A 22,572-nucleotide genomic window follows, 5' to 3' on the forward strand; every position below is an offset into this window, starting at 1 on the left:
CTACACCCAAGAGTTCTTATTTCCACCCAAATAATTCTGTCTGCATTTAATCAGAAGAATAGCTACATTGAGTCAAATCTCTGAAGCTATGAAAAGGGTTCTATTTGCTTTGTTGGCGTACACATTTACTTTCAGTGTTAGTGCACAGGTATTTAATGCCTATACACCACCCACACAAAAGCCTCCTCTCCACGGGAAAAACTGGATGGCCATTACCGGCAAACCATTGGCCGCCACAGCCGGAGCCATGACTTTCCAGAAAGGTGGTAACGCCGTAGACGCAGCCTGTGCTATGATTGCAGCTACCAGCACGATGTGGGACGTGCTCAGTTGGGGTGGTGAAACCCAGGCCATGATCTACAACCCCAACACCAAAAAAGTAATCGCCATCAATGCGCTGGGCGTAGCCCCTACCGGTGCAACTCCGGAATATTTCAAAGGAAAAGGTTTAGACTACATTCCCGAATACGGGCCTCTGGCAGCCGTTACTCCGGGCACCCCCGGTGGCATTATGGTGATGCTGGCTGAATATGGCACCATGAGCCTGAAAGAGGTGCTAGCCCCCGCCATGGAGCTGGCAGCGGGCTACCCTATTGAGGCTCAAACTGCCAACGCTATTGAACGGGGTAAGAGTGAAATCAAAAAATGGCCGTATTCCACCAAAGTGTTCCTCACCCACCCCGGCGAAGAAAGAGAAGCACCTGAGGCCGGAGAAATCTTCGTTCAGAAAGACCTGCTGGCTATGCTCACCAAATTAGTGGAAACTGAGCAGGCTGCCCTTAAAAAGAAGAAAAGTCGTAAAGAGGCTATTTATGCCGCCTATGATCGTTTCTACAAAGGCGACATTGCCAAAGAAATTGCCCGGGGCACACAGGAACAGGGCGGATTGATTACCGAACAAGACCTCGCCAACTGGGAAGTGAAGATCGAAGAGCCTATGATGGTCAACTACAAGGGCATTGACGTGTACAAGCTTTCCCAGTGGACACAGGGGCCTGCCTTATTGCAGTCGCTCAATATGCTGGAGAACTTTGACCTGAAAGCGATGGGCTACAACTCGTCCAAATACATCCACACCTTGTATCAGGTCATGAGCATGGCATTTTCTGATCGTGACTTCTACTACGGCGACCCTTACTTTGGCCCCGAAGAGCCCATGAAAGGGATTCTTTCGAAAGAATATGCCAAAGAGCGTGTGAAGCAGATCAACTGGGAAATGAACGATGCTAAAATTGGCCCTGGTGATCCCTACCCTTTTGAAGGCAAAGTGAACCCCTACAGCGAGCTGCTGAAGCAAAAAAGTCAGGCCTCACTCTCCGCACCCGATTCATATGAAGATTTCATGAGAGGCTTTCTGGCTGGCACCACTTCTGTGCAAACAGCCGACAAAGACGGCTGGGTAGTGTCGGTCACGCCAAGTGGTGGGTGGATTCCAGCCTGTATTGCAGGCAATACTGGTATTGGTCTGAGTCAGCGCATGCAAAGCTTTGTGCTGAATGAAGAAGAAGGCCCTTTCAATGTGGTGGCGCCCGGCAAGCGACCTAAAGTTACCCTCACTCCTTCTATGGCATTGAAAGAGGGCAAGCCATTCCTTTCATTTGCCGTGCAGGGTGGAGACACGCAGGATCAGAACCTGCTGCAGATGTTCCTTAATGTGGTGGAATTCGACATGACTATTCAGGAAGCTGTTGAAGCCGCCAATATTAACAGCTACCAGGTGAGTAGCTCCTTTGGTAACCATGAGAGCATTCCGGGCTCCCTTTTGTTGAGAAACGACACACCACCCTGGGTACAAAAAGAGCTCATAAGAATGGGGTACAAACTGCGATTTGACGACCGCAGCTCCGGGCCTATTAACGCCATCTACTTCGACTGGAAACATGGCAGCTTCTGGGGCGGCTCAAGCAATTATGGAGAGGATTATGGGATTGGGTGGTGAGTTGCACTTTCCGGCCTAATCATAACCACTTCAGAAGAGTAATGACTATATTAGTAAAACAAATGTATAATCAATAAACACCCATTAAACAGATGGACAATAAAAGAACAAGAAGGGATTTCCTTCGGAATACCGGAACCCTGGCAGCTGCTTCTGCCCTGCCCTTTTTCAGTAGAGTGCCTGCCTTTGGCAACCCGCTGGATACAAAAACACTGAGAGTTGGCCTTATCGGATGCGGCGGTCGTGGCACTGGTGCTGCCAACCAGGCTTTGGCAGCTGATGACAACGTGGTGCTGGTGGCTATGGCCGACCTGTTTGATGACCGGCTGACCGAGTCGCACGCTAACCTGACTAAAATCCATCCCGATAAAATGAAGGTGGACAAATCAAGAAGGTACCTTGGGTTTGATGGTGCTGATAAGATCATCAATGCCAAAGACATAGATGTGGTCATACTTACAACTCCTCCGTATTTCCGTCCCGAGCATTTCGAGAAGGCTGTCAATGCGGGCAAGCATATTTTCTGCGAAAAGCCCATGGCCGTAGATGCGCCCGGCGCCAGAAGAGTGATGGAGGCAGTAAGGGTAGCCGAGCAAAAGAAACTCAATATTATGTCGGGCTTCTGCTGGAGATACCATACTCCGAAAAGAGCCACCTTCCAGAAAATACTGGACGGTGCGATTGGCGAAGTAACTACGGTTTACAACACATACAATACCGGGGCGCTGTGGCTTCGTGACACCCAACCAGGGTGGTCCAAGCTGCGCAAGGATATGAGAAACTGGTTGTATCACACTTGGATTTCAGGAGATCACCTTATCGAGCAAGCCATCCACAGTGTGGATATGCAGTCGTGGGCATTGGGGGATGTGCTGCCAGCCAGCGTGACTGGCACGGGTGGGCGTCAAAGCAGGGTTGAGCCTGAATTTGGCAATGTTTACGACCACTTTGCCCTTGTTTACGAGTACGATAACGGAGCAAGAGGCTTCCATTTCAGCCGTCAACAGAAGAACTGCAGCAACAGCTACGCCGTGGAATCAATCGGCACGGAAGGTACAGCCATGGTTAACTGTATCCGCAACCGCCATACCATTACCGGTAAGGAAACATGGAAATACGATGGAGAGGACAACGACATGTACCAGCAGGAGCATGACGAACTATTTGCCGCTATCAGAGCAGGTAAGCCTGTCAACGACGGCAAGCGCATGGTGCAGAGCACTATGTTAGGCATCATGGGCAGAATGGCTGCCTACACAGGCCAAACCATCACCTATGAACAAGCCTGGAACTCTCAGGAAAAGCTGGGCCCCGATACTGTGGACGAAGACACCAAGTGGGAAGATGCACCAGTGGCACAGCCCGGCATCACACAGTTTTCATAACTAATACCTAAAACCTCCGGGGTTTGTCTCTTGCCTGTTTCAGGCAAGGCAAGCCTCGGAGGTTTCTCTTTTTCCGCAACACCCCACCTATCCAAATACTATGAACAGAAAAGAATTTATCAAGAAATCTACCGGAGCGATTGCTTCTGCAGCTATTCTGGGTTCAGGAGCCATCAGCCCTCTGTCTGCATCACCTGAAAAAGAAACCCTGGCAAAAGTCAGCATCAAAAAGAGCCTTAAGTGGGGCATGGTAAAGGAAGACCTGTCCATCATGGACAAATTCAAGATGCTGAAAGACCTTGGCTATGACGGTGTGGAGCTGGACAGTCCCAACGACCTTGACAAGAAACAAGTGCTTGCTGCCAGAGACAAAACCGGACTGGTAATTCCCGGCGTTGTCAATTCTGTTCACTGGAAAAGCCCTCTCTCCCATGCCGATCCCAAAGTTAGACAAGCATGTGCCGATTCGATGAAAACTGCCTTGCAAGATTGCAAAGACTACGGCGGCACCACGGTACTGCTTGTGGCAGGCGTAGTCAATAGCGAAATCAGCTACGACGATGCTTACCGCCGCTCCCAGGATGAGATCAGAAAGATGATTCCATGGGCGCATGAAACAGGTGTGAAGATTGCCATCGAAAATGTCTGGAATAACTTCCTGCTAAGCCCAATAGAAGCCGCCCGCTTTATTGACGAGCTGAACGACCCAATGGTAGGATGGTATTTCGACATTGGCAACGTGGTACGTTATGGCTGGCCTGAGCAGTGGATCAAAGTGCTGAATCGCCGCATTATGAAGCTGGACGTAAAAGAATACAGCCGGAAAAAGCAGAGTGATGAAGGCATATGGAAAGGCTTCGACGTGGAGCTGCTGGAAGGAGACAACAACTGGCCGACCGTCATGCGGGCATTGGAATCTATCGATTACAAAGGCGGTTGGATGAGTGCCGAAGTGAACGGCGGCGACAGAAAACGGCTGCAACAAATCAGCGAATTGATGGATAAAATCATTGCGCTGTAACCCACGGCTTCCGTAGTAACTGAGAAATGACAGCCAGAGTGGTTGTCATTTTTTCGTCTAGAAGTACTTTGCCTTCACCGTCAGGGCACAGCCATCCTTTGTCACTCGAAACCTGCAAGCATCAAAACTCGGCGCAGAAAGTTTTACCCTTGGGTCGTTGGAGAACCCAAAGCCCTCAGTCGGCATACCTATCCATGAATACTGCATCTCGCCATCGAGGTTCTCGTCGTGCAGGAAAGTGACTGCATAGTCTCCTGGGGTTACCTGCAGCACAAAGACTGACTCCTTATTGCTTATCGTTTCAGAAACCACCTGACTCGCTCTCTCCCTTTCTTCTGGAAAGCCGATAGCGTTATCGAAAACATACATGGTAACCTGGCCCTTGTCATTCCTCAGCCCTGAAACAGTAATTTTGCAATTCTGGGCCGACAATTCGACTGAGCCAACGATAACTGGAAAGGTCATTGCAAACAACAATCGCAACATAAAGGCTATTTACATAAAATGAACTTTGACATAACTCCACAACTGTCCAGTTGCTCTAGCGTGATCGGCCATGATTTACTCCGCATTATATCAATTACCTGATACCTTCCAAAAACTCCAACGCCCTCTTTTCAGCCCAGTAAATTTCGCCACCCGTCTGGGTAAACCCAACATGTCCGCCAACTTTTGGGGTTTCTAAATACAAGTAGTCGCTCTCTCTTGCCATTTCGTAAGGGTAGCATTTGTCACCCAGCATCGGGTCATTAAGGGCATTGGCCACCAGGGAAGGCCTTTTCAACTCAGGGTAAAATTGGTCAGAAGTGGCTTTCAGATAAAAATCATCCCGGCTGCTAAAACCATGCAGAGGTGCGGTGTATCTATCATCAAACTCATCGAAGGTCGTGATGAGGTCGATACCTGTGGCATCTACCACCTCCGGATGCCTCAATGCTTTCACCTTCATTTTTATCTTAAGCTTATCGAGAAAACGATCCTTATAAAACCTATTGCTTCGCATGGTGAGTTGCACAGCACTGTCCCACAAATTGCACGGAACTGAAAAAGTGGCAGCACCTATTATCTCTTTCCTGACCTGCGCCCCTCTTTCGCCCAGGTACTTCAGGCTCATGCTCCCTCCCATGCTGAATCCTATCAACGCCACTTTGCTGTATCGGCCCGATTTCAAACCGTACTCTACCACAGCCGAAAGATCCTCGGTGGCCCCGTGGTGATACAACCTGGGCAGTCTGTTCATTTCACCGCCACAGGTTCGGCAGTTCCATGCCAGCGCATCCCAGCCGTTGGCTGCGAAGTACTTTGCCATCCCGGTAATATAGGGCCTGTGACTACTGCCTTCGAGCCCGTGAGTCAACACTACCAATTTGTCGTTACCTCCCGTCAACCAGTCTACATTTAAGAAATCTCCGTCCTCAAGTTCCACCTTTTCCCTTCCATAGGCTACCCCTTCAACCTTTCTGAAAACAGAGGGCACAACAGTCTCCAGATGTGGGCTGAAAAGATAAGCCGGTCGCCGCTTGTAACTACTTTCGGAAATTAGTGGCATCTAATTATCTCATCTAAATCGTTTGCGGCTTAAAAATACATGAAGAGGTTTTTATAAGAACCCTCCATTGCATATTTTTCAAAACTATTTGCTTAGCAATTTAACTCTAACAACCCCTTTTCATGAAAGAAATTGCCATCGGTATTGACATTGGCGGTACGAACACCAAGTTTGGTTTAGTGGACAAAGATGGAGAGACCCTTTTTCAAAAATCGATCCCAACAAGAGCCGAAGGTGATGTCAATGAGTTCTTTAAAGACCTTCAGGAAAGCATTCAGGGAGCCCTCAAAAACTTCCCGGATGTAGACATAAAAGGTGTTGGCATTGGCGCTCCCAACGCCAACTATTATAAGCAAACGATAGAACACGCACCTAACATCCGCTGGGGAACTATTGTCCCTTTCGGTGAAATTTTCAAAAAATACTTCAAGTACCCGATGGTGATGACCAACGACGCCAATGCTGCTGCTATTGGCGAAATGGTGTATGGAGCTGCAAAGGGGATGAAGGACTTTATCGTCATTACGTTAGGCACAGGTTTAGGAAGCGGCATCGTTGTTAACGGTCAGCTGGTATATGGCCACGACGGCTTTGCCGGAGAGCTTGGCCACGTAATAGTAAACCCCAACGGGCGATACTGCGGCTGTGGCAGAAAAGGCTGCCTCGAAACCTATGTGTCTGCTACCGGTATCAAACGCACAGTGTTCAAGCTCCTGGCTGATTATACCTACAAAAGCGAACTGCGTGCTATTGCCTTCGATGATCTCACCGCCGAGTTCATTACCCAGGCAGCTATGCGCAAGGATCCTATTGCCATTGCTGCCTTTGAGTACACCGGCAGAATACTCGGCATCAAACTGGCCGACACCATGGTGCACACCAGCCCCGAAGCCATTTTCCTTTTTGGAGGACTGGTAAAGGCTGGAGACTACATCTTCAAACCAACGCTGGAGCACATGGAAAAAAACATGTTTCCTGTCTTCAAAAATAAATTAAAACTCATTCCATCTGGCCTTATGGATAAAAATGCGGCCGTGCTCGGCGCAGCAGCACTGGTATGGAAAGAGTTTGAAACGCCTTAAACAAGAATCCTTACACATACAGAAAAGGGCCGGAAGTATTTTCGGCCTTTTTGTTTTTATGAGTGCCTGCCAACCCTTTACTTTTGCACGCATATGACACCAATGCACATCGCAGTAGCCGGAAATATCGGAGCCGGAAAGACCACCCTTGCTGAGAAGCTTGGTAAGCACTACAACTGGAAAGTGCAGCTTGAAAGCGTGGAGGAAAACCCCTACCTCGAGGATTTTTACAGCGATATGAAGAGGTGGGCATTTCATGTCCAAATACATTTTTTGAACAGCCGTTTCAAACAGGTTAACGAATTAAGAGACTCCAGGGTGTCTATTGTTCAAGACCGCACCATATACGAGGATGCTTACATATTCGCTAAGAGCTTGTATAGCTCAGGGCATTTTTCGGAAAGAGACTATGAGAGCTATCTCAAGCTTTTTGAGCTAATGATCACTTATGTGCAACCACCAGACTTGTTAATTTACCTGAAATCAGACATTGGCAAGCTTGTTTCACAAATCGAGAAAAGAGGCAGGTCTTTCGAGAATGCTATTAGGATAGATTACCTAAAAACCCTCAATCAACACTACGAAGATTGGATTGGGAGCTACAAACTCGGCAAACTACTGGTAATTGATGTAAACAACCTGGACTTCGTATCGAAAGTGGAGGATTTTTCTTACGTCGTAAACCAAATAGACCTGGAATTACACGGGCTCTTCAGCGGCGACAGCCGGTAAGCCAAGCCTTCTTCTCAAATACCTAACGAACGACACATAGTGGTCTCCTGAGGGAGATTTTATCAACTCTCCTACTGTAAGCAGCTTCCCTCCTGACATAATTTGGTCGTAAATAGAAAAGTGTAAAACTTCATACCCCTCCAGCTTGGCCAGCATGTCTCTTAACATGTTCCGAAAAGCAAGCATTTTCCAGCCAGAGCTACCGTTTCCAAAAAAATCCCCTGGATCGGATGCCTCCCCAAAATGCTTGTTGCTGAGGGAATTGCTCCAAACACCGGCAATAAGGCCAACTTTCTTGCAACCCACTTCAAACTGCCGGCAGTGTCGAAGAGACGCCTCCACGTTAAATCCTTCGATGTCTGAATAAAATGGCGCCCGGAGGCAAACGGCGGCATAGCGGTTGTAGGCCAGCTCGTCGTTTCCAACAATCACCTTCCCTTCAAACACAATCGGGTAAGCTGGTACTTCGATTTCAGTAATACCTCCAGTAAGTTGGCCTCCAAGTTTTTTGTAGATGTCGTCTACTTGTGGCCGAAAATCACTTCTCCACAGGCGTTGCCGATTCCCAGATCGTACCTCTGTCTCAGTTGAGAGTTTCTCACCTTCTAAAAACGCCTTTATTCTCCTTAACACGATATTAGACATGCACAGATTTGTTCTTGATCAACACAAAACTAGTTACTTTTTCAAACCTAATTATTTGGGGCTCCATCTGTCACCCAGCAAACAATCTTGTTGATCTCATCTTCTTCCAGCTGAGCAATTCCCTCCTGCATGGGAGGCATTCCTCTGTTTCCTACTCTCAGCCCAATTTGCTTTGCGTTGTCCTGTATGCCTTTAAAGCTCGTCATGTCCGGAAACTGACTTCCTGTGACATGGCAACCATCTACAGCGCACTTATTTTTAATAATTGTAGCAATTGCTGTATCGAAACTTAAACCGGACGGCACAATAGCTTTGGTGTGAAACTCACAAAAACCGTCCTTCACGGCGACTGAATACTCTCCGTTTGCCAGGCCGCTAAAAACCGAAGACTCTACGAAGTTTTTACCGTCGATACTGTATAAGTATGTGCCGCTACCGCCCGTTGCCGACAACTCAACTGAGCCTTCCGAGCCCTCACAACCAGCTACACTTGCTGTAAAACTTAGCGTTAAATCATTCTTCACTGCCAACCCAACCGAGGTAGTAGCTGTACACTCGTTGGCGTCCATTACAGTCAAAGTATACGTTCCGGGGGCGAGACCGCTAAATTCACTGCTTGATTGGAAATCGAGACCATTGATGCTAAAGGTGACAGGATCTGTTCCACCAGAAACAGCGACGGTAACAGTTCCCGGAGTGCTGCAGGTAGGGGCTGCCGTGGACTCCACACTTATTGCCGGGCCGGACACTGAGCAGTTGACGGTCATGTCATCATTGCGTCCGCAACCTGATATCATAATCACAAAAATGCACAAGCAAAAGGCAGCAAAAAAAAGTCTAAACAAGGTGGTCATAGTTCATTTGCTTTTTCCACCCCGGTTATCCAAACATCAGCCTACTTATTAACTCCCCGGCTGGCATAAAACATCTCTTGAAGGTGGTCATCAATACAACAACAAACATATCACAGCAACCTACAACAAGTGAAAAAAACTAGCCAACATGAGACTCCAAAATTTCCCAGGTGTGATCGCTCAAGAGTTTTACCTTTGAAAGGTATTGCTGAAACGGCTTGCTTCTTCCCCACTCCGTCGGAGCAATCATCGACAGCACATCATCCCCATCGGCCCTGGAATACAGATAGTAAATCTTCCCGATGATGGGCTCAAAACTAACCTGAGCCTTGTAGATTCTTTCCGACACTTCTACCCTGGATTGTATGTCTTTTGCCTGCCTGGCAAGCAGCTGCATTTGCTCGTAAATCTGGCTGAGTTCCCGGTCGGTTTGCTCGTACATAGCAGCCACCGATCTACCCCTTATTTTGCCCCGGTCTTCAGGCTTTACCAGGGCACTGCCGGCGTGATGCGGATAGGCAAGAATTCCCGGATTGGCAGCAACTTTCTCAGCCTCCTTTTCCATGTCAATCTTGTCGATATCAATCTTCTTTCCCGCTTCCATTTTTGTGCTATTTATTATCACCCGGAGCTACTTCATTTCTGAGATGAGACTTAGATCCTGGGAAGGTCGTCCGCCTCGAAATGTCCCAACCGATGATGATCATGATGACCATAAAGACAGCCGCCACCACCAGAAATATTTTCTTCGATTTACTCATGCCTACCTCTTGCTGTGATTAACTTCATTCCAACACTGAATGTTCAAAGTTAGTCAACTTGACAAAAAGATTCAGAAAGGTTCAGAGAAATGAAAGCTGTAGAAGGTCAGTTTCCTTTGAGATAAAATGAGCCTTATCACCATAAATCAACACCGGGGTTTTTAGGTAATCGGGGTGCTTCACGATCAGGTCGATGTACTGCTTCGGGGTGCTCAGGTGCAGGTAGTATTCCTGGCTCTTCAGCTGCTCGCAGTCATGATCGACGAGGTCCTGATACCCCACCCCAAGCCTGCCTGACAGGTCAGCTAGAAATGAATACTCCAGCGCAGAAGACTGAACGTCCAGCTTCACAATTTTGTCAGAAAAAACACTGATATAGGCAAGCGCCTGCTTGTCAAGATCACGCTTGCTATTGTACACAAAAATCATCTCGCTGGATCCGCCCTCTATCATGGCCATTGTTCATATAATTCAGAAACCGAAGTTAAAGGGTGGCCCTATCATTAACCTTGATGAAGATCAGTAAAGCGCCCGTAAACTGATGATTTTAGTCAAACAATCAGAGAAAGGTCACCTCCTCAAAGGGGCATTAGTAAGTAAAAATCAAAAAAAGATATCCTCTAAATGACTTGAAATAACCACTGCTAATTCACTCGCTACTAAATTACTATACTATCCCAACGTAGTTTAAGCTTTAATATATGACATAATGACAAAGCTCATTTTTTTCGATTCAAATTGGCCTCATTGAAGATAGTGGCTACCTTTGAAGCCTAAACACGACTAACTTATGGATATCAAGGGAAAACTTCTCGAGAAAAGTGAAACAACTAACGTGACAGCCTCTTTCAAAAAGCGTGAATTTGTTGTGGAATTTGCGGAGAATCCTCAGTATCCGGAGTACGTTAAGTTTGAGCTAATCCAGGACAAGTGTGACCTACTCAACGACTTTCAGCCAGGTCAGGAAATTGAAGTACACTTTAACTTGAAAGGCAGAAAATGGACTGATCCGAAGGGCGAAGTAAAGTACTTTAATTCGCTTCAGGCATGGAGGATTTTGCCAGTCGGTGCCCAGACTTCAGCGGGTAGTTCTCCTTCGGGCGAGGCACCCCCACCAGCAGAAGAACCGGAATGGCTGAGTGCCTCATCAGAAGACGACGATCTTCCGTTTTAAGGTTATCTTCTTACCTTCCTTCGGCCTCCCCCGCCTCCTCCACCTCTTTCTCTTGGAGAACTTTTAGGGTGCTTGGCATCGTACACCGGCCCCTCGCCTATCGATGACGGAAGCTTCACCATGCGTATGCTCTTGCCAATAAGATTCTCTATTCGGCTGAACTTTCTCTGGTCATCTTCATTCACCAGAGTGAACGCAATGCCATCCGTTTCTGCCCTCGCTGTCCGGCCAATTCTGTGCACGTAATCCTCCGGATCCTGGGGCACATCATAGTTGATCACAAGGTTAATATTCTCTATGTCAATACCCCTGCTCAGCACGTCTGTTGCAATAAGAATATTGATCTCCTTGTTACGGAATTTTAGCAGGCCCGACTCCCTTTCATTTTGCTCAAGATCCGAGTGAATCGACTCCACCTTTCTGCCGTCTTTTCGCAGCTGTCTGTCCAGCTCTTTCACAGTGGTTTTTCGTGAGCAGAATATCAGAATCCGGGGCAGCTGTCTGGCGTCCAATATGTGGCTAAGCAGCAAATTCTTCTGAGGATTGTAGACTGAGAAAGCGGCCTGAAATATCTTCTCAGCTGGCTTCGAAATAGCTATGCTTATCTCCACAGGGTTGTTCAGCATTTGAGCCGTGAGCGTCCTGATCTTTGGAGGCATAGTCGCAGAGAACATCAGGTTCTGGCGCTTAGCCGGAAGCATGTTGACGATCTTCACCAGGTCGTCAATGAAACCCATGTCCAGCATCCTGTCTGCCTCATCAAGGATCAGGTGCCGGAGGTTGCTGAAGTCGGCATAGTCAAAACTCATGTGTGTGATAATCCTGCCGGGCGTAGCCACAATAATATCGGCACCTTCCTGCAAAGCCTTTTTCTGCGAATCCCAGCTCGAGCTGTCAGAGCCACCGTAAACAGCAAACGAACTCACTCCCGCAAAGTAGCTCAGTCCATTTATCTGCTGATCGATCTGAATAGCTAGTTCCCTTGTCGGCGCCAATATCAGCGTCTTGATCTTTCCGTCAGCATTCTTCTGATTGTCATTAATGACCGGAATCAGGTAGGCGCCCGTCTTTCCAGTTCCCGTTTGTGCGCAGGCAATGATATCTCTTCCAGATAAAATCACAGGGATGGCTTGCTCCTGTACCGGAGTCATTTTCTCAAAGCCCATCGCTTGTACAGCATCCTTGAGCTCAGGAGAAATCTCTAATTCTTTAAAATCCACTTTTGAGTCTTTACGTTTTTATTGTGCTTTCCTTTCTATCATCAAACTTTGATACCATTCATCAATTACGAAAACGAAGTGTTTGAAGCATCCTTCTATATTCGGGGTTAGGAGGACTACATGAGAGGAATTTTACTACTAACAACACTGACCATTTTTGCTTATGGTATTTCTATTCAACTAACGAAGGCACAAAATACACTTCCATCGTTACATATACAGAAGGCAAAGGGAAAAATAATTTTGGATGGCGCTCTGAATGAGGCAGATTGGGAAAGTGCAGAAGTCGCTGGAGACTTTATGCAGTACTTCCCTTACGACACTTCTCTCGCCAATTCGCAAACTGAAATCCGGATTACTTACGACGACGAGTTTCTGTACATGGGTGCCAAAATGTACAACCAGGTGAAAGACCGAAAGTATGTGACCCCTTCCTTAAGAAGAGATTACCGGGGAGAAGCCAACGATGGAATCACGCTTATTTTGGATCCATTTCAGGACAAAACTAATTCATTTCAATTCGGCGTTAACCCGTTTGGAGTTCAAAGAGAAGGTCTTATTGCCAATGGCGGCTCCGGAGGCGGGCAAAACCTCAGTCTGTCGTGGGATAACAAGTGGTACACGAAGGCCGTGCAGTACGAGGGATACTGGATAGCAGAGCTGGCCATACCATTCAAAACCATCCGGTTCAAGGAGAACTCACAAAAGTGGAATATGAACTTTTACCGGATCGATAGTGAAAATGGCGAACGATCATCATGGGCTCGCATACCACGAAACTTCAGCCTCATCACGCTGGCATTTAACCGGGAAGTAGTCTTTGATAAACCACTCAAAAAACCGGGAGCCAACATCTCACTTATTCCCTTTGTAGCGGCGGCATATGAACACGACCAGGAAGAAGGCTTGTCGCCAGCCAAATCAGCTGACTTTGGCGGCGATGCAAAAATAGGTATTGGCCCATCGCTCAACCTGGACCTGACTTTCAATCCCGACTTTTCCCAGGTGGAGGTTGACGATCAGGTTACCAACTTGGACAGATTCGAAATTTTCTACCCAGAGAAAAGGCAGTTCTTTCTGGAAAATGCCGATCTCTTTGCTGACTTTGGTACTCAGAACCTCCGTCCGTTTTTTTCCCGTCGCATTGGCGTAACCAGAGACGAGAGCACCGGGCAAAATCTGCAAAACAAAATTCACGCAGGTGCCCGCCTTAGCGGCAAGATTAACAACAACTGGCGGGTGGGACTGCTGGACATGCTAGCTGCTAAAGATGATGCACTGGGACTCCCCTCCACCAACTACTCTGTAGCCAGCTTTCAGCGCAAACTATTTACCCGCTCCAATGTGGGAATGATTTTCGTGAACAAAGACCCCACGGGGCCTTTGCAAGCGGCTGACGGCAGCGATAGCATACGCACCTACAACAGAGTGTTGGGAATTGACTACAACCTCGCTTCAGCCGACAACAAATGGAATGGTAAGTTCTTCGCTCATCGAACCTTTAGCAATGAAGGCCTCAATGATGCCTTTGCTCTGTCTTCAGAAATAGAATACAATTCACTCCGCTGGGAAATTTCAGGAAGGCTACAATCCATAGGCGCTAATTATGACCCTGAAACCGGTTTTGCCCGCAGAAACGGTTACAACCGTGCGTCGCAGAGTATTTGGTACAACTTCTACCCAAACTCAACCATTGTGAACAGGCATGGGCCCGGCTTTGACACCGACAATATATGGAACGGTACATATGGCGCCACCGATAGGGACATCAACCTGATGTACCGGATACAGTTCAAAAACACCTCAATGTTCAATATGCGGCTCAGGCATGATTATGTGTTCTTGTATTTCTCTTTCGACCCGACAAATACCGGCGGCATAGAGCTGCCAGAAAGCTCTGAGTACGGTTACTACTCGGTTATTGCCAATTATGACTCTGACGCAAGAAAAAAACTGTTTTACAGCCTTAATACAAGATCTGGTGGCTATTTCAACGGAACACGAGTGAACCTTGACTCGGAAATTGGATACAGGATACAACCCTATGGGATTATTTCGTTGGTCACTAATATCAACCGGCTGCGGCTTCCGTATCCTTACAACGATGCCGACCTGCTCCTGATTGGGCCAAAGTTTGATGTCACGCTCAGCAAGTCATTCTTTCTGACCACCTACTTCCAATACAACAACCAGATCGATAACATTAATGTCAATGCACGGCTCCAGTGGCGCTTCAAACCTGTGTCCGACATTTTCCTCGTTTACACAGAGAATTACCTGCCAGAAACATTTTACTCACGAAACCGCTCACTAATTTTCAAAGCGACCTACTGGCTCAATCTTTAAAGCTGACAAGGTTATCGTATCCAGCCCAAAATGGTTGGGATTTACTGAGAAAGGCTTACCTTTTTGAGGAAAGAAGAAACAGCTTCAACCGACTGGCTACCAACTTCCTGAAGAGTGGATTGGCTTACCAAAGGCTGATCTTGAGGAAGCTCATTTGGAAACATCACCAGAGATGAAAGATCAAGGAAGCCAGGGGTTAACAAAACAGCAAGCAGAGCCACTATCACCCCGAGGGTAATTAATGTAGTGCTCATTTTATTTCTTGCCTGTTGCATGACTAGTTGTAATACAAAGTTGATGCCAATTATATAAAAACCTATTTTACAGGTAGTTACATTTTCATTCTACTACTTAGTGACCAATAGCGTACAGTTATTGATCACAGTATCGAACGCTTTGTATTAGTACTCTTGTAGATCGAAAAGATTACAACTTTGCGTTAAAAAAAATAGAAGGTCTCGCCTGGATCCGGGAAACGGCGAAATGAAACTGGCTTATTCTATGAGTTCGACCTCGAAAACCAAAGTGGCATTGGCAGGAATTTGGCCACGGGCCATGCTTCCGTAACCAAGGTTGGCCGGCACCCGGATGTAAGCCCTGGAGCCTTTCTTTAGCAGCCCTATGCCTTCGTCCCATCCCTTGATTACCTGGCCGGCACCCAGCACAAAGCTAAAAGGCTTACCCCTGTCAACCGAACTGTCAAACTTTGTCCCATCTTCAAGGTAGCCGGTATAATGAACCGTGACTCTGTCGCCTACATTAGGCAAGTCACCAGTGCCTTCTACAAGCATCTTCACTCCGAGGCCGCTGTCTCTATAGGTGTAGCCAAAATTTCTTCTTTCTATTTCCCATGCCGACAGTGCCTTCTGGAGAAAGAGTATCTCCAAAGCAGACAGCTTCAACTTAGAATCGGCAGCCAGAGAAATGAGGTACTCCTCTGTGGCTTTATTGACTGATGGGATGTATTTCCCCTTCTTTCCGTTTTGAATGAGGAAGTTTGGCTGCGTTTCCGAAAACTGAACGCATATGCCTGCAAACTTACTGTCCGTGAAACAGAAATCTGCCACATAGGCCAATTTCGATTCACACTCAGTGCACTGCGCATAACCTTCTGATACCAAACCCAACAAAATCACCGCTACCAGAAACTTCCGACAAAGATCTTCCATAATGCTTTCGTTAAAAAGAAAGCAAAGAACAGGCGCTTAGAAATAAAAATCAATAATTTATTTCCTCTTCTTCCTGAACGTGATTGGAATGAAATCGTCGGTCGGGATGCCGATGTGGGCCAAATCCCATTCAGGGTTGTATCCGCTAATGAGGCGCTTAATACATTCGACCCGGTCATGGGTTGGAAATTCGCATTCTTCCCAATAAAAAATCTCGACCCTGTAATGATACTGTTTTTTGATTCCGTTGATTCTTACTTCAACTTCGATCTCCTGCTCTTCTAAAGTGCGGGGAATCTCTATACCAATAACTGCCATATAATATGTTTCATTTGCATCAGGTGTACATCAAAAAACATACCTGTATACTAAATTACTGATTATCAATTATTTGATTGATTGGTGCAAAATGAAAATGAACGATTTCAGGACAATAAAGTGTTCATTTTTAAAGAGTTAGTTGAGCCACTATTGATATTGAAAGAGTAGGTTTGCAGTTTTCACAGCAAATAACGCCGCTCGTTACAACGAATCAGCTAATAACGCCGTTAAACCCATCCCATGGTAGAATGAAGTAAGAATTTTGTTTATTTACGAACTTGAAATAATTATAATAATATCTTATGAAAACGCCAGATTCTAACCTTTTGACTAAGTTGAGCGCTATTGGATTACTTGTACTTTGCGGACTAACGTTCGCAAGTTGTTCCTCTTCCTCTAAAAGCGAATTTTCTGATTCAGAAACCGTTGTGGAAACAGAAGATGATGCCGAAGACGACAAATCGCAAAGACCGAGCCCTCCGGCATCAACAACTGCCAACGTGAGTGGAGTAAACGTAACTATAGACTATAGTGCCCCTGCCGTGAAAGGCAGAACCATTTGGGGCGAGCTGGTTCCTTATGGTAAGGTAGACAGAACGGGAGCCAATGAAGCCACTGTGTTTTCAGTCGACAAGGATGTCTTGATAAATGGAGAGCTGCTGCCCGCTGGCCAATACAGTTTGTTCAGTATTCCAACAGAGACTGACTGGACACTTATTTTCAACAAAGAGGCCGAGCAATGGGGTGCCTACGATTACAAAGAGTCTGAAGATGCCCTAAGGGTTACAGTCACGCCATCCATGGTGGACGATTTCAAAGAAAGGCTTGAATTCAAAGTTTCATCCGACGGCACAGTAAATTATCACTGGGAAAAACTTGTATTCAGTTTTACTGTAGCACCTTCTCCGAATAGCTAAAAACAAAAATAGGGCGGTGCTAATAATTGAACCGCCCACTCTCTCTTAATTGTCATTGACAATCGACCCTGAGCCATTGTCGGTCTCATCAACAACGGCATCGCCTCGGTAAAAAATAGATCCACTGCCGGACACAACCGCTTCAAGTTCATCAGTCACGTGCACTTTGGACGACCCGCTTCCCGAGTTAACTACCTGCGCTTTTGTGGCAGCCATTTCATAGGCGTCAATACCACCCGATCCTGAACAAGTCGCTTTCAAGAAGTCAGCTGCCCCGCTTAACAAAACACTTCCCGAGCCAGAGTGAGAAACCGTGACATTGGTAAAATCTCCTGTAAAAGTGATTTTACCAGAGCCTGTTAGTGCCACATTTGCCTTCTCTCCTTGCCCTGCATAGGTTATCTTACCCGAGCCCGACAATAAAATATCTACGTCATCGTCAAACGAGTCCAGCGTTGTGATACTACCCGAACCAGTAAGTATAATGTTTTCAAGCTCCGGCAGAGTGATAAACACCGAAAAGTCTTTGTGATTGGAGATGCAGCTTCGGGGATAGATAGTCCATTGTCCATCTTCCACATCGGTGCTGATGAGGTCGAGAATGTTGGGCTGCCCCTCAATCTCAACGCTCAGCGTCTCCCCTCTTTCTATGGTTACGGTGCCTGCCATGGTCATGTTTATGCCTGCAAACGCTTCTATGTCCAGAGCTCTTCGCACAATATCACCTTTACCCCTCTCACAAGGGCCATCTACGATACTACATCCCTGACTAGCGATGCCAAAAGCTAAAACAGTCACCAATCGCCAATGTGTCAATACAGTTTTCATAATAGTTAATTGCGTAATTTTTACCGCTTACTCCCCTATAGTCGTTATTCAACGGAATAAGGTTGCCGTTGTGTGAATATTATTCTCGCACTATTGACTTTTTTTCATTTACATTTGCGATTCTTTTTTCAATAAGCATGACGAAAATAGCAGATTTAGCGAAGTTCAAAAGGGAGGTACTGGAACAATGCATTCAGCGCCAGGAACAGCAAATAGCGAGCTTGAAAGAAGCCATTGAGGCTGCCATTGAAAGTGCGCTGAGCGAAAGTGGCAGTTCGGAAGACAGCCAGGATTCCTTCCGAGAGCAGATGCAGCAAGAGCGAAGCATGTACAACAACAAGCTGGCGGAAAGCAGTGAGCTTTTGGCAGGTCTCAAAAGAATCAATCCAAATGCGGTGTTTAGCCAAATTGGACAGGGTGCGCTCGTAGTTACTGACAAGCAGATTTTCCTTATTGCAGGAAGCATCGGCAAAATCACCTTTGACTCACAGGATATCTTTGTCATTTCTACACAGTCTCCTATCTATGATGCGATTGCCGGACTGAAAAAAGGAGACAAATATGAATTCCGGGGGCAGCATTTTGTCATTACCGACTTGACGTAATTTTTCCGGATAAAATTTTTCCGGTTTCAAACGATTGAAAACTGCCTTCTCTCTACAAAAGTATTCGTAGCACTGGTTCAACTGCCAATTTCAAAGTCAAAATTGTATATTCGGTGCCGCCTTTTATTAGGATGTATCTGGAAATTGAATGTGTAGTGTATGACTGTAGAAAAGAGAAGACTTGAAGAGTGCCGAAATGGAGTTCGCTGGAAAGAATGGGGCCCTTATCTTTCAGAAAGGCAGTGGGGAACAGTTCGTGAAGACTACAGCAAATACGGTTCGGCCTGGGAAAGCATACCACACGACCATGCCAGAAGCAAAGCCTATCGGTGGGGGGAAGATGGCCTCGGCGGTTTCAGCAACGAGGATCAGCGAATTTGTTTTGCATGGGCATTTTGGAATCACAAGGATCCTATTCTAAAGGAAAGGCTATTCGGGCTGTCTGGTATCGAGGGAAATCATGGTGAAGACGTGAAGGAGCTGTACTATTACCTGGACAGCACTCCTACCCACTCCTACATGAAGATGCTTTACAAGTATCCTCAAGCAGAGTTCCCCTACAAAAGCCTGCTTGAGAAAAATCAGAAAAAGAGCAAGCTCGAAACTGAGTACGAGGTCATGGATACCGGTATCTTCGACAAAGACGAGTATTTTGACATATTTCTTCATTATGCCAAGGCTGATGTTGAGGACTTCCTTTTTGAGGTTGAGATAATTAACCGCAGCAATAAAAAAGCCCCAATCACAGTACTACCCACATTTTGGTTTCGCAACACATGGTCCTCTGGTAAGGACAAATTCATCCCCTCCTTGGAAGAATTTGACAAGCAGCATATGTTTTTGTCTCACCACCTACTTGACGACTTCCACGTCTATTTTGACGAAAATATTGAAGAGCAAGCTTTTACAGACAACGAAACCAACAGATCGAAGCTATACGGCATTTCCAATACGGCTAAATTTTTGAAAGACGGCATCAACGACTACATAGTTGATGGAAAAAAAGAGGCCGTTAATAAAGAAAAAAGAGGCTCGAAAGCGAGTGGAATCTACACCTTTAGCATAGCAGCCAATAGCAGCAAAAAGGTGCAAGTTAGGCTAAGCAGAAAAAAACTCGATAACCCATTTGGGGATTTTGATGCTGTGATGTCGCTTAGAAAAGCGGAATGCGATTCGTTCTACCGTTCTTTGCAATACAAAGTAGCCGACAGGGACTTGCGAAACATCCAACGGCAGGCATACGCCGGCATGATGTGGAGCAAGCAGTTTTATTACTATAATATTAGAGAGTGGCTTGGTGGTGACCCCGGAAGAATACCTCCACCTCAGGAACGTCGTCATGGCAGGAATCACGACTGGCAACACATGGACAGTGCCGATGTCATTTCAATGCCCGACACTTGGGAGTATCCCTGGTATGCTGCATGGGATCTTGCTTTCCATTGCATACCTATAGCGAGGCTGGATCCTGATTTTGCCAAAAATCAGCTCCTGCTGTTACTCAAAGATGAGTACATGCACCCCAACGGACAGATTCCCGCCTATGAGTGGAACTTCAACGACGTTAACCCTCCTGTTCATGCCTGGGCCGTTTTAAGAGTATTTAAAATGGACAGGAAAATGCAGGGCAAAGGTGATTTTGATTTCCTTCAAAAAGCCTTTAATCGTCTGTTGCTGAACTTCACCTGGTGGGTCAACCGAAAAGACGCCGATGGCAAAAACATCTTTCAGGGAGGCTTCCTTGGGCTGGACAATATCGGAGTGTTCGACCGCAACCGTCCACTTTCGGAAGGCTCCTCACTCGAACAAGCTGATTCCACAAGCTGGATGGCCATGTTTGCCCTCAATATGCTTCGCATGTCGCTGGAACTGGCTGAAGTTTATCCCGCCTATCAGGACATGGCCAACAAGTTTTTTGAGCACTTCCTTTACATCGCCAGTGCTATGAACAGCTCTGATGATGATACGGTGAACCTCTGGGATGATGAAGACAACTTTTACTATGATGTGATGCATGTAAAAGGCCAGGATCCTCAGCAAATGAAGGTTCGTTCAATGGTTGGTCTGATTCCGCTTTTTGCAGTAGAAACGCTAAGGTTGTCGACTTACGAAAAGTTGCCGGAATTCAGAGAAAGGCTGGACTTTTTCATGAAGCAACGCCCAAAGCTCGCTTCGCTGGTAGCCCGATGGGAAGATCCGGGGCGGGGAGAAAGAAGGCTACTCTCACTTCTTCGTGGCTTCAGGATGAAGAAGATCCTGGAAAGAATGCTTGACCCTAATGAGTTTTTATCCGACTATGGCATCAGAGCCTTATCGAAATACCATAAAGAAAATCCGTACGTACTTGAAATGGAGGGCGAAAAATTCGTTGTTGAGTACCTTCCCGGAGAGTCAGACTCTTCGTTTTTTGGTGGTAATTCGAACTGGCGGGGGCCGATTTGGTTCCCTCTGAATTACCTCGTTATTGAGTCGTTATACAAATTTCACTTTTATTATGGTGACGACTTTAAAGTCGAATATCCTATCGAGAGCGGAGAATATGTTACCATTAAAGATCTGGCTGGAATGTTGGCAGAAAGGTTGATGAAGCCATTCCAAAGAGATGAAAACGGCAATAGACCTGTGTTTGGAAACAACGAAAAGTTTCAAAAAGACCCTCACTTCAAGGACTACATTCTGTTTTATGAATATTTTCATGGAGACAATGGAAGAGGTCTTGGTGCCAGTCACCAAACTGGTTGGACAGGACTTGTGGCAGACATCATTCACAAATACTACAACCCTTAAACCCTGCAGAGGATGTTTTCTTTTTTCAAAAGAGAGAAAAGCAAAGAACTACCAGCGATAATGGTATTCACCGCAAAAGTACAGCTATACAAATGGCTGATAGCCGATGCCGTGCAATCTCCATCTACTATTTTCTATTTCTCCGAAGAAACCGGCAATGAGCTAAGAGCACTTCTTGATGCGGCTGGGGCTGAGGAGATAAAGTTATTAAACTGGAAAGGTGCTGATAAGAAGATGATATCGGGCAATGTGTATGTTGCCGAGCTTTACCCTCTATCAGGCCCATATACCAACCTCATCAACGGCCTTCAGCAAAATTCAAAGACCAGCGTACAGACGCTATCTCATCTTGACAGCCCTATTTTCACGAAGATGGGAGGCGAAAAACTAAAGGCTCTTGTGGCACGCCTTGGGGTCAAGGCGGACGAGTCTATTTCCCATTCCATGGTTACACGAGCAATCAGCAATCTCCAGTCAAAACTTGATCAAAAGGTGGCCGCAGAAAGAGAAGCGAATTCTATTGAAGACTGGTTTCGTATCAATCTAGGTGACTAGTCTGTAAAATATATATCTGGTCAAAAGCACCACTACGTTACGGAATCGGATATTTTAGTATATTCGCTTAACTATTTCCTTTTTTTAACTTACTAGTAGCGTCTTTTTAATCAGAATGTAATGAAAAGATTTTCTTGGTCATCAATCCCGTTCTTGCTTCTATTGTTTGCAGGCTGCGGCGATGCTGGAATTGGCTTCAATATTACACGGAATGTTCCCATTATTTTCGAAATAGCCGTCCCCGGAAATGATCCAGGCATCGAAATAGACCCTCCGGCATTCAATAAGACTTTCAGGCTGTCCGACGTCAGCGCTTTCAAGGATGCTTTATCTGACCTGGCTGAGTCTGATGCAGTAACCGTTAATTCCGTTACCTATACCATCACCGATGTCTCAAATGAGGAAGAGGTAGAACTGGATGAAATAAGTCTGAGTGTAGCGTCGCAAGTCACTCAACAGCGTAGTGTTTTAGCAATCACTGGTAAGCTTCAAAACACCTCAGAAAAACCTGCTGGCGTGAGTGATGCCGAGGCCGGCACGATTAAACAAATCCTTACAACCTACAAGGAAGTAGACAACACACTCACATTTGATTTCGCTGAGGTGCCCAGCTCCGATCTCAACTTCACTTTTACACTTTACTACAACATTACCTTAAGAGTAAGGTATTAATCACCAACTT

Annotated in this window: 24 protein-coding genes; 12 read left to right on the forward strand and 12 right to left on the reverse strand. The window is 46.2% G+C overall.

Annotation, left to right across the window (positions count from 1 at the left end; genetic code table 11):
- The first annotated feature begins 88 nt into the window (after positions 1-88).
- From RT717_RS12985 to RT717_RS12995, 3 genes are all read left to right on the forward strand, one after another.
- Positions 89-1,939: a gamma-glutamyltransferase family protein gene (locus RT717_RS12985; RefSeq protein ID WP_317492168.1), complete on the forward strand. Its 1,851-nt coding sequence runs from the start codon at positions 89-91 to the stop codon at positions 1,937-1,939.
- A gap of 92 nt (positions 1,940-2,031) precedes the next feature.
- Complete coding sequence (locus RT717_RS12990) at positions 2,032-3,324, forward strand: Gfo/Idh/MocA family protein (protein ID WP_317492169.1); 1,293 nt, start codon at positions 2,032-2,034, stop codon at positions 3,322-3,324.
- Between the two features lie 100 nt (positions 3,325-3,424).
- Entirely contained in the window at positions 3,425-4,345 is a 921-nt protein-coding gene (locus tag RT717_RS12995; protein ID WP_317492170.1) for a sugar phosphate isomerase/epimerase family protein, read from the forward strand.
- A 57-nt stretch (positions 4,346-4,402) separates the two neighbouring features.
- On the opposite strand, the gene RT717_RS13000 is transcribed toward RT717_RS12995, so the two are convergent.
- Entirely contained in the window at positions 4,403-4,831 is a 429-nt protein-coding gene (locus RT717_RS13000) for a DUF2141 domain-containing protein (RefSeq protein ID WP_317492171.1), read from the reverse strand.
- 94 nt (positions 4,832-4,925) lie between these two features.
- Entirely contained in the window at positions 4,926-5,894 is a 969-nt protein-coding gene (locus tag RT717_RS13005) for a YheT family hydrolase (RefSeq protein WP_317492172.1), read from the reverse strand.
- Between the two features lie 122 nt (positions 5,895-6,016).
- Here RT717_RS13005 and RT717_RS13010 point away from each other — a divergent pair, with 122 nt between their 5' ends.
- Positions 6,017-6,976, forward strand: a complete 960-nt coding sequence (locus tag RT717_RS13010) for an ROK family protein (protein WP_317492173.1) — start codon at positions 6,017-6,019, stop codon at positions 6,974-6,976.
- 102 nt (positions 6,977-7,078) lie between these two features.
- Entirely contained in the window at positions 7,079-7,708 is a 630-nt protein-coding gene (locus RT717_RS13015) for a deoxynucleoside kinase (protein WP_317492174.1), read from the forward strand.
- Here the strand turns inward: RT717_RS13015 and RT717_RS13020 are convergent.
- The 5 genes from RT717_RS13020 to RT717_RS13040 all read right to left on the reverse strand — a co-directional run bounded on the left by RT717_RS13020 (position 7,676) and on the right by RT717_RS13040 (position 10,427).
- Positions 7,676-8,353 carry a DUF7255 family protein gene (locus RT717_RS13020; RefSeq protein WP_317492175.1) on the reverse strand — a complete coding sequence of 226 codons (678 nt, stop codon included), beginning with the start codon at positions 8,351-8,353 and terminating at the stop codon, positions 7,676-7,678. The two genes, RT717_RS13015 and RT717_RS13020, sit on opposite strands and share 33 nt — an antisense overlap.
- Before the next feature lie 47 nt (positions 8,354-8,400).
- Positions 8,401-9,207, reverse strand: coding sequence for a hypothetical protein (locus RT717_RS13025; RefSeq protein WP_317492176.1), 807 nt, complete (start codon positions 9,205-9,207; stop codon positions 8,401-8,403).
- A 139-nt stretch (positions 9,208-9,346) separates the two neighbouring features.
- Positions 9,347-9,811, reverse strand: coding sequence for a DUF2452 domain-containing protein (locus tag RT717_RS13030; protein ID WP_317492177.1), 465 nt, complete (start codon positions 9,809-9,811; stop codon positions 9,347-9,349).
- 7 nt (positions 9,812-9,818) lie between these two features.
- A complete protein-coding gene (locus tag RT717_RS13035) occupies positions 9,819-9,968 on the reverse strand; it encodes a hypothetical protein (RefSeq protein ID WP_317492178.1) in 150 nt (49 codons plus the stop codon).
- Between the two features lie 81 nt (positions 9,969-10,049).
- Positions 10,050-10,427 carry an arsenate reductase family protein gene (locus RT717_RS13040; RefSeq protein WP_317492179.1) on the reverse strand — a complete coding sequence of 126 codons (378 nt, stop codon included), beginning with the start codon at positions 10,425-10,427 and terminating at the stop codon, positions 10,050-10,052.
- Between the two features lie 331 nt (positions 10,428-10,758).
- On the opposite strand from RT717_RS13040, the gene RT717_RS13045 reads away from it, so the two are divergent.
- Positions 10,759-11,142 carry a DUF3127 domain-containing protein gene (locus RT717_RS13045; protein ID WP_317492180.1) on the forward strand — a complete coding sequence of 128 codons (384 nt, stop codon included), beginning with the start codon at positions 10,759-10,761 and terminating at the stop codon, positions 11,140-11,142.
- Between the two features lie 2 nt (positions 11,143-11,144).
- Here RT717_RS13045 and RT717_RS13050 read toward each other — a convergent pair whose 3' ends face one another.
- Positions 11,145-12,362 (reverse strand): DEAD/DEAH box helicase, encoded by a 1,218-nt coding sequence (locus RT717_RS13050; protein WP_317492182.1) that lies wholly within the window; start codon positions 12,360-12,362, stop codon positions 11,145-11,147.
- A 120-nt stretch (positions 12,363-12,482) separates the two neighbouring features.
- Here RT717_RS13050 and RT717_RS13055 point away from each other — a divergent pair, with 120 nt between their 5' ends.
- A complete protein-coding gene (locus tag RT717_RS13055) occupies positions 12,483-14,708 on the forward strand; it encodes a DUF5916 domain-containing protein (RefSeq protein WP_317492183.1) in 2,226 nt (741 codons plus the stop codon).
- A 41-nt stretch (positions 14,709-14,749) separates the two neighbouring features.
- On the opposite strand, the gene RT717_RS13060 is transcribed toward RT717_RS13055, so the two are convergent.
- The 3 genes from RT717_RS13060 to RT717_RS13070 all read right to left on the reverse strand — a co-directional run bounded on the left by RT717_RS13060 (position 14,750) and on the right by RT717_RS13070 (position 16,195).
- Positions 14,750-14,962, reverse strand: coding sequence for a hypothetical protein (locus RT717_RS13060; protein ID WP_317492184.1), 213 nt, complete (start codon positions 14,960-14,962; stop codon positions 14,750-14,752).
- A 240-nt stretch (positions 14,963-15,202) separates the two neighbouring features.
- Entirely contained in the window at positions 15,203-15,877 is a 675-nt protein-coding gene (locus RT717_RS13065) for an FKBP-type peptidyl-prolyl cis-trans isomerase (protein ID WP_317492185.1), read from the reverse strand.
- A gap of 57 nt (positions 15,878-15,934) precedes the next feature.
- Positions 15,935-16,195 carry a hypothetical protein gene (locus RT717_RS13070; protein WP_317492186.1) on the reverse strand — a complete coding sequence of 87 codons (261 nt, stop codon included), beginning with the start codon at positions 16,193-16,195 and terminating at the stop codon, positions 15,935-15,937.
- 305 nt (positions 16,196-16,500) lie between these two features.
- Here RT717_RS13070 and RT717_RS13075 point away from each other — a divergent pair, with 305 nt between their 5' ends.
- Positions 16,501-17,115 (forward strand): DUF2911 domain-containing protein, encoded by a 615-nt coding sequence (locus RT717_RS13075; protein WP_317492187.1) that lies wholly within the window; start codon positions 16,501-16,503, stop codon positions 17,113-17,115.
- A 45-nt stretch (positions 17,116-17,160) separates the two neighbouring features.
- Here the strand turns inward: RT717_RS13075 and RT717_RS13080 are convergent, their stop codons facing one another.
- Positions 17,161-17,943 carry a head GIN domain-containing protein gene (locus RT717_RS13080; protein WP_317492188.1) on the reverse strand — a complete coding sequence of 261 codons (783 nt, stop codon included), beginning with the start codon at positions 17,941-17,943 and terminating at the stop codon, positions 17,161-17,163.
- Positions 17,944-18,080: 137 nt separating this feature from the next.
- Between RT717_RS13080 and RT717_RS13085 the strand changes: the two genes are divergently transcribed.
- The 4 genes from RT717_RS13085 (at position 18,081) to RT717_RS13100 (ending at position 22,562) form a co-directional block, all read left to right on the forward strand.
- Positions 18,081-18,548, forward strand: a complete 468-nt coding sequence (locus RT717_RS13085) for a hypothetical protein (RefSeq protein ID WP_317492189.1) — start codon at positions 18,081-18,083, stop codon at positions 18,546-18,548.
- Between the two features lie 159 nt (positions 18,549-18,707).
- On the forward strand, positions 18,708-21,335 hold the full coding sequence (locus RT717_RS13090) for an MGH1-like glycoside hydrolase domain-containing protein (protein WP_317492190.1): 2,628 nt from the start codon (positions 18,708-18,710) through the stop codon (positions 21,333-21,335).
- Between the two features lie 12 nt (positions 21,336-21,347).
- Positions 21,348-21,890, forward strand: a complete 543-nt coding sequence (locus RT717_RS13095) for a hypothetical protein (protein ID WP_317492191.1) — start codon at positions 21,348-21,350, stop codon at positions 21,888-21,890.
- Positions 21,891-22,010: 120 nt separating this feature from the next.
- Positions 22,011-22,562: a hypothetical protein gene (locus RT717_RS13100; RefSeq protein WP_317492192.1), complete on the forward strand. Its 552-nt coding sequence runs from the start codon at positions 22,011-22,013 to the stop codon at positions 22,560-22,562.
- The last annotated feature ends 10 nt before the right edge of the window (positions 22,563-22,572 follow it).

The sequence above is a fragment of the Imperialibacter roseus genome, assembly GCF_032999765.1.
Taxonomy (GTDB): domain Bacteria; phylum Bacteroidota; class Bacteroidia; order Cytophagales; family Cyclobacteriaceae; genus Imperialibacter; species Imperialibacter roseus.

What these genes read in the sequence shown, in the direction of transcription:
- RT717_RS12985 (WP_317492168.1), top strand. Translation starts at nt 89, where the DNA reads ATGAAAAGGGTTCTATTTGCTTTGTTGGCGTACACATTTACTTTCAGT.
- RT717_RS12990 (WP_317492169.1), top strand. Translation starts at nt 2,032, where the DNA reads ATGGACAATAAAAGAACAAGAAGGGATTTCCTTCGGAATACCGGAACC.
- RT717_RS12995 (WP_317492170.1), top strand. Translation starts at nt 3,425, where the DNA reads ATGAACAGAAAAGAATTTATCAAGAAATCTACCGGAGCGATTGCTTCT.
- RT717_RS13000 (WP_317492171.1), bottom strand. Translation starts at nt 4,831, where the DNA reads ATGTTGCGATTGTTGTTTGCAATGACCTTTCCAGTTATCGTTGGCTCA.
- RT717_RS13005 (WP_317492172.1), bottom strand. Translation starts at nt 5,894, where the DNA reads ATGCCACTAATTTCCGAAAGTAGTTACAAGCGGCGACCGGCTTATCTT.
- RT717_RS13010 (WP_317492173.1), top strand. Translation starts at nt 6,017, where the DNA reads ATGAAAGAAATTGCCATCGGTATTGACATTGGCGGTACGAACACCAAG.
- RT717_RS13015 (WP_317492174.1), top strand. Translation starts at nt 7,079, where the DNA reads ATGCACATCGCAGTAGCCGGAAATATCGGAGCCGGAAAGACCACCCTT.
- RT717_RS13020 (WP_317492175.1), bottom strand. Translation starts at nt 8,353, where the DNA reads ATGTCTAATATCGTGTTAAGGAGAATAAAGGCGTTTTTAGAAGGTGAG.
- RT717_RS13025 (WP_317492176.1), bottom strand. Translation starts at nt 9,207, where the DNA reads ATGACCACCTTGTTTAGACTTTTTTTTGCTGCCTTTTGCTTGTGCATT.
- RT717_RS13030 (WP_317492177.1), bottom strand. Translation starts at nt 9,811, where the DNA reads ATGGAAGCGGGAAAGAAGATTGATATCGACAAGATTGACATGGAAAAG.
- RT717_RS13035 (WP_317492178.1), bottom strand. Translation starts at nt 9,968, where the DNA reads ATGAGTAAATCGAAGAAAATATTTCTGGTGGTGGCGGCTGTCTTTATG.
- RT717_RS13040 (WP_317492179.1), bottom strand. Translation starts at nt 10,427, where the DNA reads ATGGCCATGATAGAGGGCGGATCCAGCGAGATGATTTTTGTGTACAAT.
- RT717_RS13045 (WP_317492180.1), top strand. Translation starts at nt 10,759, where the DNA reads ATGGATATCAAGGGAAAACTTCTCGAGAAAAGTGAAACAACTAACGTG.
- RT717_RS13055 (WP_317492183.1), top strand. Translation starts at nt 12,483, where the DNA reads ATGAGAGGAATTTTACTACTAACAACACTGACCATTTTTGCTTATGGT.
- RT717_RS13060 (WP_317492184.1), bottom strand. Translation starts at nt 14,962, where the DNA reads ATGAGCACTACATTAATTACCCTCGGGGTGATAGTGGCTCTGCTTGCT.
- RT717_RS13065 (WP_317492185.1), bottom strand. Translation starts at nt 15,877, where the DNA reads ATGGAAGATCTTTGTCGGAAGTTTCTGGTAGCGGTGATTTTGTTGGGT.
- RT717_RS13070 (WP_317492186.1), bottom strand. Translation starts at nt 16,195, where the DNA reads ATGGCAGTTATTGGTATAGAGATTCCCCGCACTTTAGAAGAGCAGGAG.
- RT717_RS13075 (WP_317492187.1), top strand. Translation starts at nt 16,501, where the DNA reads ATGAAAACGCCAGATTCTAACCTTTTGACTAAGTTGAGCGCTATTGGA.
- RT717_RS13080 (WP_317492188.1), bottom strand. Translation starts at nt 17,943, where the DNA reads ATGAAAACTGTATTGACACATTGGCGATTGGTGACTGTTTTAGCTTTT.
- RT717_RS13085 (WP_317492189.1), top strand. Translation starts at nt 18,081, where the DNA reads ATGACGAAAATAGCAGATTTAGCGAAGTTCAAAAGGGAGGTACTGGAA.
- RT717_RS13090 (WP_317492190.1), top strand. Translation starts at nt 18,708, where the DNA reads ATGACTGTAGAAAAGAGAAGACTTGAAGAGTGCCGAAATGGAGTTCGC.
- RT717_RS13095 (WP_317492191.1), top strand. Translation starts at nt 21,348, where the DNA reads ATGTTTTCTTTTTTCAAAAGAGAGAAAAGCAAAGAACTACCAGCGATA.
- RT717_RS13100 (WP_317492192.1), top strand. Translation starts at nt 22,011, where the DNA reads ATGAAAAGATTTTCTTGGTCATCAATCCCGTTCTTGCTTCTATTGTTT.